Source organism: Bradyrhizobium sp., from assembly GCF_049798375.1.
Lineage (GTDB): Bacteria > Pseudomonadota > Alphaproteobacteria > Rhizobiales > Xanthobacteraceae > Bradyrhizobium.
In genome coordinates this window covers 1-8,989 of the sequence record NZ_JBARGP010000762.1, presented here as the reverse complement: position 1 = coordinate 8,989, position 8,989 = coordinate 1, and the positions used below count along the sequence as shown (strand labels likewise).

Genomic DNA, 8,989 nt, shown 5'->3' with positions numbered 1-8,989 from the left:
GCCGAGCGGCGCTCGGCCGAGCCGCTGCACCGTTGATTTCGCCAGGAGCGCCATGTCGCGACTGACCATCGCGCGCGGGCCTTAGGCGTAAGCCGGCTCGGTGGTCGCTGCAATCAGGCGAGGCAGCGGCGCTCGGGGCGGCGGCAGCGCCACGGTGACCGGAGTCGGCGTGCCCTTGCACGCCCGCCGCGCTGCACTCGCCACCTTTGTGTACGCGCGTGCCTCGATCTGCCTGACACGTTCGGCCGAGATCGACAGCGTCTGCCCGATCTGTTCGAAGCTCTCGGGGCGCTCTCGCAAGTGACGCGCGGCAAAGATGTGGCGTTCGCGGGCATTGAGTACGGCCAGGGCGTCAGCGAGCGCGGCGCGCTGGCGGTCGCGCTCGTCGTTGGCGGCGAGCAGCGTCTCGACGCTCGGCGAGTCGTCGGCGATCAAATCCTGCCATTCGGCGGCGTCGTCGAGGTCGGACGTTGGAGCGTTCAATGACAGGTCGCCATAGAGCCGCTGCTCCATTTCGAGCACGTCGTCGAGCGGCACGTTGAGCGACTGCGAAACCTGTTCGGCGAGCTCCTTTGTCAGTGTGCCGCCACGCTCGGGTGACAATCGCCGCATCTCGCCGCGAAGCCGAAAGAACAGCTTCTTCTGGGCCGGCGTGCGGCCGAGCCGCACCAGCGACCAGGATCGCATCACATAGTCGTAGATCGCCGACTTGATCCACCAGATCGCGCAGGTCGAGAAGCGCGCGCCGCGATCCGGATCGTAGCGGTTGAGCGCCATCACCAGGCCGAGATTCGCCTCTGCGATCAGGTCGCCGAGCGGAAAGCCGTAGCCGCGGTAGCGCCGAGCCAGCTTGGCGGCGAGCCGCAGATGGCTCGTCACCAGGACATCGGCCGCCTGTTGATCCTTGTCGCGCGCCCATTGCCGTGCAAGCTGCTCCTCGTGCGCCTGCTCGAGCACCGGGTAGCGGGCAATCGTGCTCATGTAGGATTGCTCGTCGAAGCGCGCGAGATCCATGCGAGCTACAGTTGGAACGCGAGAGGCAGAAGGTCCTGAAGCCATCGTGCTGGCCATATGCTTGCTCCGTAACGGCGCGGTGAAATGTTAGGGGCAAGCTAGTGAGGCCAAATCTTGTTGAATATTAAATCTTGGTGTTAACGAGGACCCGTGATTCCAAGTGCGCACGATCGATTTCGAACATACAGGGATGATGGACGTCATCCCAATCGGCATAGGGTTGTTCGCGCATCACGACAGATATGCGCAGGCAAATGACGTGGACGTGATATCCGCGAACTGCGGATCTTGTTGCCCCCGCGTCAAACCACCGCGGTAACCTGGACCGTCCCGGCCACTGCGATTCATCGTGCATTCAAGCAAGTTCGTCGTTGGAACCTGGAAGCCTGCGGGCATCGCCGCGGCCATGATCCGCATGGGACTGGCAAGTGGGATCGGCAATGAGAAACACGTGCTCGGAATGGCGCGAGGATGGACCCCTTCGGTTTCCCATTCTCTTCACGCTGCTGATGCCGGCCATCTTCGCCGTCGACGTCGCGACCGGCTACCGCTTCGGTGTCTCCGACCTCTATTGCGTCGTCGCGCTGGTGGTGTGGCGCCTCTCCGGCGTCGGCCCGGCACAGGCGCTGGTCTCGGCCGGTTTCCTGCTGACGCTGGCGTCCATCGTGGACGTCCACGGGCCCACCGAACTGGTGCATGCCGCGATATCGATCACGCTGCTCGTCGCGGTCTCGATGTTCATTCTGCGCGGCGAGCGCGGCGATTCCTCATCGCAGCCGCGTGCGGATGCGCATGGCGCGTCATCGCTCGCGGCGGTGCCGTCACCGCTGCTTGACGAGCTGCGGCAGCCGCTGTCGGTGCTGCTGTCCGACGGCCGCGCGTCACTGCGCTGGCTGAAACGCGAGCAGCCGGATTTGCCTGAGGCGCTGTTATGTGCCCAGCGGATCGTGAGCAATGCGGTGCGGGCCGGCGAGATGATTTCGGCGAATGGACGGCAGTCCTGAACGACGCGCACGACGCTGGCCGAGCAGGCGACTTGCTTTGCTTATTTGGCCGGACCCGGCCGCCGCGCGGATCCGCTCGCGTCGTCAGAACTTCCGTCGGGACTGGCAATCGCCGCGACAGCGCTGCGGATGCCGAGCTGGTCGGCCATGCGCACCAGATCGGCGAAGGATTTCGCCTGCATCTTGCGCATCATGTTGCCGCGGTGGATCTTGACCGTGATCTCGCTCAGCGACAGCTGCCAGGCGACCTGTTTGTTCATCAGCCCTGTCGTCACCAGGTGCATGACCTCGCGCTCGCGCGGGGTGAGCTGCTCGTAGCGCAGCCGGATGCTTTCGTCGCGCCGCGCCGCGAGACGCCGCTGCCGGTCGCGCGCAACGCCCTCCGCGACCGCAGCCAGCAGCGCCTCATCGTCGAACGGCTTCGGCAGGAAGTTGATGGCACCGGCCTTCATGGCGCGCACGGTCATCGGGATATCGCCGAAGCCGCTGATCAGGATCACCGGGATAGCCTGATCGGACGCCGCGAGCTCCTGCTGGAATTCGAGGCCATCGGCCTCCTGCAAGCGGATGTCGAGGATCAGGCAGGCGGCGGCGTCCACCGCATCCGAGCCCAGGAAATCGGACGGCCCGGCGAAGGTCTGCACCGCGTAATCCATCGCGCGCAACAGGCTCGCGATCGAGCTGCGCACATCGGCGTCGTCGTCGACGATGCAAATCAGCGGCTGGCTGGCGAGGTCCTGCGCTATGCTCATGTGTGTGGCCTCTTGAGGATGGCTTCGACATCATGCAGCAACAGCTCCGGATCCACCGGCTTGTCGACAAAGCCGGCGGCACCGAGGCCCTGTGCTTCGGCCCTTGCCTCGGGCGTGGCGTAGGCCGTCATCACAATCACCGGAATGGCGACGCCGCGCCTGATCAGTTCGCGATGCAGGCCGAGGCCGTCCATGCCGGGCATGTGCAGATCGGTGATCAGGCAGCCGACATCCGCAACGACAGGCGATTCCAGAAAGCTCTCCGCCGCGCCAAAGCCTGCGACCTGCAGCCCGACGGAGCGGAAGAAGCTCGAGATGCTCTCCCTTACGTCGGCGTCGTCGTCGATGATGCAGATGGTCGGCCTATGCTGCACTATTTTCTCCTGCCCAGCGGGCCGAATCGATGCGGCCATCGCCATGGTATGGCGCGCCGGCCGTTGCCGCACATTCATATCAAGATATTAGGTCGCGCCCGCCAGCGTGCCTCGGCCGGTATGCTGATTGGAAGCGTGAACGCCACGGTCGCTCCGCCAAGCGTGTTGTTCGACGCCTGGATGCGGCCGCCCTGGCTCTCGATGATGCTGCGGCAGATCGACAGCCCGAGGCCCATGCCGTCGGATTTGGTGGTGAAGAACGGATCGAAGATGCGGTTCGGATCGCCGTCGATGCCGCTGCCGGAATCGCGCACCGCGACCTCGACTGTTGCATCCGCACTACCGTCGATGGTGACATGGATCTCGCGCGGTCGCTCGGTGACGTCGCGCATCGCCTGCAGCGCGTTCATCAGCAGATTGACGATCACCTGCTGGACCTGGACGCGGTCGCAGACGATTCGAGCAGGCTCGCCGGTCTGCTCGACCCGGATCGAGGTCGCCGCGGTCGAGGCCTCGCGCGCCAGCAGCGTCACGGATTGCTGCACCAGCACGGCAATATCAACGGCGCTGGTCTGCGGCGCCGTCTTCCTGGCGAGGGCGCGGACCCGGCCGACCACGTCGGCGGCGCGGTTGCCGTTGGCGACGATCTTGTCCAGGCACTCGGCGACCTCGGCCAGATCGGGCTCGGGACGCGCCAGCCAGCGCTTGCCGGATTTGCCGTAATTGATGATGGCGGCGAGCGGCTGGTTGACCTCATGCGTGATTGAGCCGGCGAGCTGGCCGAGGATCGAGACCCGGCCGGCATGGGCGAGGTCGGCGGACGAGCGCTCGATCTTGGCGCGGGCCTCGTTGCGCTCGGTGACGTCGACGGCCATCAGCAGCACGCGCGACCAGTCCCGTCCGTCAGGGAGCACAGACACGCGCAGCACGATGTCGATGGCGCGGCCGTCGAGCGTCGCGCATTCGGTCTCGGTCTCCACCAGCAGGTCGCCTTGCGCCAGCGCGGCGAACACTTGCGCCAAAGCGCGTCGCGCCACGTCTTGTTGCGGAACGTCCTGCTCCGCGTCGGGCGGCCCGGCGAGCAGCATTACGCCTGGCGCGAGGTCGGAGGCCGTATCGGCTGCAAACAGGCTGAGCGCGGCCTTGTTGGCATTGTAGATCCTGATCTTGCTTACGGCCTCGCGCACCAGTTCCGGCTGCGATTGCAGCCGCTGTTCCAGGTTGCGATCGAGCCCATCGACCTCGCGCAGCAGCCGCATCGCCGCGCTGAGATCGCATTCGAGCGCGGCGAAGCCAGCCGAATTGAAGATGGTGCTGTAGCGCTGCTCCGAGGCCTGACGCTCGGCCATCGCCTGCCGGCTCGCGGTCAGGTCGGCGCTGGTCTCGATGATGCCGATCGGCCGTCCTTCCGGATCCCGGCGCTGCAGCCAGCGGCTGGCCAGGATCAAGGGCGTGCCGTCGCGCCGCGTGCGCTCGATCTCGCCGGACCAGGCGCCGGTCTCCTCGAGTTGTCGCGCGACGTCGCTGCCCGGCAGCACGGTCCGGAGCAACTGCTGGCAGGTCTTGCCGACGGCTTCCTCGCGCCGCCAGCCGTAGAGCCGCTCCGCGCCCTCGTTCCAGTACTGGATGACATTGTTCGCGTCGCGGATCACGACGGTGTCGTGCGACAGCTCGAGGATACGGGCCTGCTCGGCGAGGGTGACGCGCGCCGAACCGTCGCGCAGCGTCAACAGCACCGTGATCGCGATGGCGACCAGGCTGACCGCGTAGCGCAGCGTGGCGCCGCCGAGCGGAGCGTCTTCATGAGTCCAGGAGAAATGAGTCCAGGAGAAATGACCGTAGAGAAACGCTGTTGTCGTCAGCCCAGCGGTGATGAGGCCGGTCGCGATCACGGAGCGGCGGCCGAGCGCGGCCGCGATCAGCACCACGCCGGTATAGAGCACGGCGACCGCACCATCGATCGGGCTCAGCGCGTCGGCCGCGAAGATCGCGCATGACGCAGTCGCCGCAGCCGCCAGGATCAGCCGCCGTCTGTGCCGGTCGAGCCCGTCCGCGCTGGCACTATCGATGTCCCGTTTCGCCAATTCGCTGCCCTCGCTGCTCCGCCGCCAGACAGGCTAGCACAGATCGGCGCCCCGGTGCTTGGCGCAGCCAATAGCGGATGGCGTGCCCTCCGGTCAGTCATACCTAAGTTTGCTCACTGAACCGCGGACAGCATCTGGTAGGAACCTTGTGCAGCACGGAATTTTGACCCAGCTGATCTGTCGCTGCGGCTAGATTTTCGTGGCCTCTCGCAATCTCGCTTCGGAAGGAATCCTGTCATGGCCACAGTCGCGGATCAGATCGTCGAGACGCTCGAACTTGCCGGTGTGAAGCGGATCTACGGCGTCGTCGGCGACAGCCTCAACGGCCTGACGGAGTCGCTGCGCGTCCGCAACATGATCGACTGGATCCACGTGCGCCACGAGGAGGCAGCCGCCTTTGCCGCCTCCGGCGAGGCGCAGATCACAGGCCGGCTCGCGGTCTGCGCCGGCTCCTGCGGGCCGGGCAATCTGCACCTCATCAACGGCCTCTACGACGCGCAGCGCAGCCGCACCCCGGTGCTCGCGATCGCCGCCCACATTCCGACCCAGGAGATCGGCGGCGGCTACTTCCAGGAGACCCATCCGCAAAACCTGTTCCGCGAATGCAGCGTCTATTGCGAGCTGGTCTCCGATCCCAGCCAGATGCCGTTCGTCTTGGAGAATGCGATTCGCGCCGCGGTCGGCGAGCGCGGCGTCGCGGTGCTCGTCATTCCCGGTGATGTCGCGCTGAAGGCGGCGGGCAAGCGCGCGCCGGCTGCGGTTGCCGGCCTGTTGCCGCCGAAGGCGGTGGTGCGCCCGGCCGAGGCCGACATCGCGGCGCTGGCGGATTTCCTCAATGGCGCCGCTCGCGTCACCCTGTTCTGCGGCCGCGGCTGTGCCGGCGCGCATGGCGAGCTGATGGCGCTGGCTGAGGCCTTGAAGAGCCCGATCGTGCATGCGCTCGGCGGCAAGGAGCATGTCGAATACGACAACCCCTATGACGTCGGCCTCACCGGCTTCATCGGCTTCTCCTCCGGCTACGCGGCCATGCATAATTGCGACGCGCTCTTGATGCTCGGCACCGATTTTCCCTACAAGCAGTTCTTTCCGTCCAACATCAGGATCGCCCAGGTCGACATCCGCCCGAGCCAGCTCGGGCGGCGGGTGCGGCTCGAGCTCGGCATCACAGGCGATGTCGCAGAGACCTTGCGCGCCGTGCAGCCGAAGCTGCAGCCGAAATCCGACCGTCGTCATCTCGAGCGCAATCTTGCGCACTACAAATCCGCCCGCAAAGGCCTCGACGAGCTCGCAACAGGTACGCCCGGCCGGCTGCCGATCCATCCGCAACATCTCACCCGTCTGGTCAGCGAGGCCGCGTCTGATGATGCCGTCTTCACCTTCGATGTCGGCATGCCGACGATCTGGGCTGCGCGCTACATCGCTGTCAATGGCAGGCGCCGCCTGGTCGGCTCGCTGGTGCACGGCTCGATGGCCAATGCGATGGCGCAGGCGATCGGCATCCAGGCCATCGACACCAAACGTCAGGTGATCTCGCTGTCGGGCGATGGCGGCTTCGCCATGCTGATGGGCGATCTCATCACCTTGAAGCAGATGAAGCTGCCGGTGAAAGTGATCATCTACAACAACGGCACGCTCGGCTTCGTGGCGCTGGAGATGAAGGCAGCCGGCTTCGTCGAGCACGGCACCGATCTGGAGAATCCGGATTTCGCCGCGATGGCGCGCGCGATGGGTATCCACGGCAAGCGGGTCGAGGATCCCGGCGATCTGCCCGGCGCGGTTGCCGAATTCCTCGCCCATGACGGGCCGGCGGTGCTGGACGTCGTCACCGCCAAGCAGGAGTTGTCGATGCCGCCGACCATTGGCCTGGAGCAGGTCAAGGGTTTCTCCGTCTGGCTGATCCGCGCCGTCATGAGCGGGCGCGGCGACGAGGTCATCGATCTCGCGAAGGAAAATTTGTTGCCGAGATGAACGCCTGTTCATGCGGCGGCCCGGGTGACCGCGTCCGAATGAAGTTTTGAAAGCCCGCGCGGCGATCCTATCAACAATGTCTCGCTTCGGAAGGAACTAGTACGCCGCGTGTTGATTTGAATGACGTTAGTCAAAAATGATGGAGCCAGCGCTCATGAAGACCACCCAACTCGCATTCGCCGTTCTGGTCGCAGCCGGTCTGGCTGCCACGCCGTTCGCCGCTCAGGCGAAGCATCATAAGAAGCATCATTCGTCGATGTCGTCGTCTCAGACCACGACCGGGGCGAACATGAGGTCCGGCGGCAGCGCCAATCCGTCGAGCCAGGGCAATGTCGGCCCGGGCACCAACCAGGCGGGCAGCATGTCCAAGTAAGGGCGTTGAACGACTTGCGAAAGGGCCCCGCGGTCTGCGCGGGGCTTTTTGCGTTGCGGACAAAGCCAGCATTGCGGCGCACAACCTTCGCCTCGGTCACAGCAGGCGGAAGTGCATTGTCATGCGCTGACCACGGGTCATCACGACGACGTGCAGATGCGTTGGATCGTCGAGCGCGAACGCGCTGCGGTTATGTCGGCGTTTAGAGGTCCGGACATCCGGAGATGTGCAATGGCAAGGTGATGCCGGACATGGGACGCTGAGCGGGCGCGCGCCTGAACTTAGGCGCCGTCGGGCTGGTTTCGCGACCGCACCTCAGTCGTGCAGCAGCATGTCGCGCAACAGCGTTTCCTCAAGCTGACTTGTCTACCGAGGACGACGTCTTGGCCGGCTTCGCTTTGGTCGCAGGGAGCAAATAGGACTTGCTGCCGACCCGGAGCGTGACCTTGCCTGTTTGGCCGTCTTCGGTCGAAATCTGTGTATTCCCGAACATGATGACGTTCTTGTACACGATGCCGGTGCCCTGTCGCAGGACGCCATCGACCGAGACGGCGACCTGCGCCTCCTTGTCGCTGACGGACGTGACGCGAAAGCTCACGCTCTTGCCGCTGTCGCCCGAAAAGCCGCTCCAGCTGCCGATCAGCTTATTGTCGTCGGCGGGGGGCGCCTGCTTTTGGAGAATGGCGGACGCCTTGCCGCCGCCGGCGGAGAATATCAGAGCCGCGTTCTTGCCGTCCTTGGTGCCGAATGTGACTGCGCCGAAATCGATGGTTGCGCCGTTGACACTGCCGATTCCGCGCTCGGTATGTCCATTGTGGGTGTATTCGACCGTCGCCTGGGCGCCGCGGATGCTCACCACTTTGAACGACACGTCGCTGTGTCGTCCGGTCCAGCTGCCCTTCCATTCACCGAGCAGGCTGCTCTGGTGATATATCCGCTCCATCGCGGGCGAGATCTGGCTGGTGCTGGCGATGGCGGTCATGGAGGTTGTTTTCTGTGTGTTTCTGATCGTTACAGACCGTGACGATCAACAGCTAATTGGGCATTATTAACGAGCGGTTAAGGTGGTCTTGACCACCCACGTGTCGCTTTGCCGCGGCCAAAGCCAAGGGCCAGCATCGTCGAGCTGCTCGTCATCGCGGACCGGTGCCTTGCGCTGCCGCGTAGCTACTCGATCACGGGCGCCCGCATATTTCGAAAGGCTGGGAACGGCGGTCAACCGTGGCGGTTGCCTTCATGGCGACAGACTCTTCGCGAGCAGCGCGGGACGGTCACCTTGGCGGCCAGGACGGATCATCCGCATCCGGCCGCAACCCCTCCCACCTCACGCAGCGCGAGACACCATATGAACAGGCGCAAGCCGAGCTATTTTCGCAGTTCGATCGATCTCAGGGACAAGGTGCAGGTCAAGGTCCTGCGC

At 65.0% G+C, this 8,989-nt stretch carries 8 protein-coding genes; 3 read left to right on the top strand and 5 right to left on the bottom strand.

All coding sequences use genetic code 11. The features are described 5' to 3' along the window. Positions 1 to 81: 81 nt before the first annotated feature. A complete protein-coding gene (locus WA702_RS29290; protein WP_425114024.1) occupies positions 82 to 981 on the bottom strand; it encodes an RNA polymerase factor sigma-32 in 900 nt (299 codons plus the stop codon). A gap of 473 nt (positions 982 to 1,454) precedes the next feature. Between WA702_RS29290 and WA702_RS29285 the strand changes: the two genes are divergently transcribed. Continuing rightward, a complete protein-coding gene (locus WA702_RS29285) occupies positions 1,455 to 2,018 on the top strand; it encodes a hypothetical protein (protein WP_425114023.1) in 564 nt (187 codons plus the stop codon). A 41-nt stretch (positions 2,019 to 2,059) separates the two neighbouring features. Here the strand turns inward: WA702_RS29285 and WA702_RS29280 are convergent, their stop codons facing one another. From WA702_RS29280 to WA702_RS29270, 3 genes are all read right to left on the bottom strand, one after another. Further along, positions 2,060 to 2,770 carry a response regulator transcription factor gene (locus WA702_RS29280; protein WP_425114022.1) on the bottom strand — a complete coding sequence of 237 codons (711 nt, stop codon included), beginning with the start codon at positions 2,768 to 2,770 and terminating at the stop codon, positions 2,060 to 2,062. Further along, complete coding sequence (locus WA702_RS29275; RefSeq protein ID WP_425114021.1) at positions 2,767 to 3,144, bottom strand: response regulator transcription factor; 378 nt, start codon at positions 3,142 to 3,144, stop codon at positions 2,767 to 2,769. Before WA702_RS29275 ends, WA702_RS29280 begins: the two co-directional genes overlap by 4 nt. A gap of 74 nt (positions 3,145 to 3,218) precedes the next feature. After that, positions 3,219 to 5,228 carry a PAS domain-containing sensor histidine kinase gene (locus tag WA702_RS29270; RefSeq protein WP_425114020.1) on the bottom strand — a complete coding sequence of 670 codons (2,010 nt, stop codon included), beginning with the start codon at positions 5,226 to 5,228 and terminating at the stop codon, positions 3,219 to 3,221. A gap of 237 nt (positions 5,229 to 5,465) precedes the next feature. Between WA702_RS29270 and poxB the strand changes: the two genes are divergently transcribed. Further along, the gene (gene poxB / locus WA702_RS29265; protein WP_425114019.1) at positions 5,466 to 7,196 is read left to right on the top strand and encodes a ubiquinone-dependent pyruvate dehydrogenase; all 1,731 of its coding nucleotides are present in this window, start codon (positions 5,466 to 5,468) and stop codon (positions 7,194 to 7,196) included. Positions 7,197 to 7,350: 154 nt separating this feature from the next. Beyond that, entirely contained in the window at positions 7,351 to 7,569 is a 219-nt protein-coding gene (locus WA702_RS29260) for a hypothetical protein (protein ID WP_425114018.1), read from the top strand. A 352-nt stretch (positions 7,570 to 7,921) separates the two neighbouring features. On the opposite strand, the gene WA702_RS29255 is transcribed toward WA702_RS29260, so the two are convergent. Further along, on the bottom strand, positions 7,922 to 8,551 hold the full coding sequence (locus tag WA702_RS29255) for a hypothetical protein (RefSeq protein ID WP_425114017.1): 630 nt from the start codon (positions 8,549 to 8,551) through the stop codon (positions 7,922 to 7,924). Positions 8,552 to 8,989 lie beyond the last annotated feature (438 nt).

Bases quoted from the DNA above. Each gene is read 5' to 3' on its own strand.
- WA702_RS29290 (WP_425114024.1), bottom strand. From the start codon at position 981: ATGAGCACGATTGCCCGCTACCCGGTGCTCGAGCAGGCGCACGAGGAG.
- WA702_RS29285 (WP_425114023.1), top strand. From the start codon at position 1,455: ATGAGAAACACGTGCTCGGAATGGCGCGAGGATGGACCCCTTCGGTTT.
- WA702_RS29280 (WP_425114022.1), bottom strand. From the start codon at position 2,770: ATGAGCATAGCGCAGGACCTCGCCAGCCAGCCGCTGATTTGCATCGTC.
- poxB (WP_425114019.1), top strand. From the start codon at position 5,466: ATGGCCACAGTCGCGGATCAGATCGTCGAGACGCTCGAACTTGCCGGT.
- WA702_RS29260 (WP_425114018.1), top strand. From the start codon at position 7,351: ATGAAGACCACCCAACTCGCATTCGCCGTTCTGGTCGCAGCCGGTCTG.
- WA702_RS29255 (WP_425114017.1), bottom strand. From the start codon at position 8,551: ATGACCGCCATCGCCAGCACCAGCCAGATCTCGCCCGCGATGGAGCGG.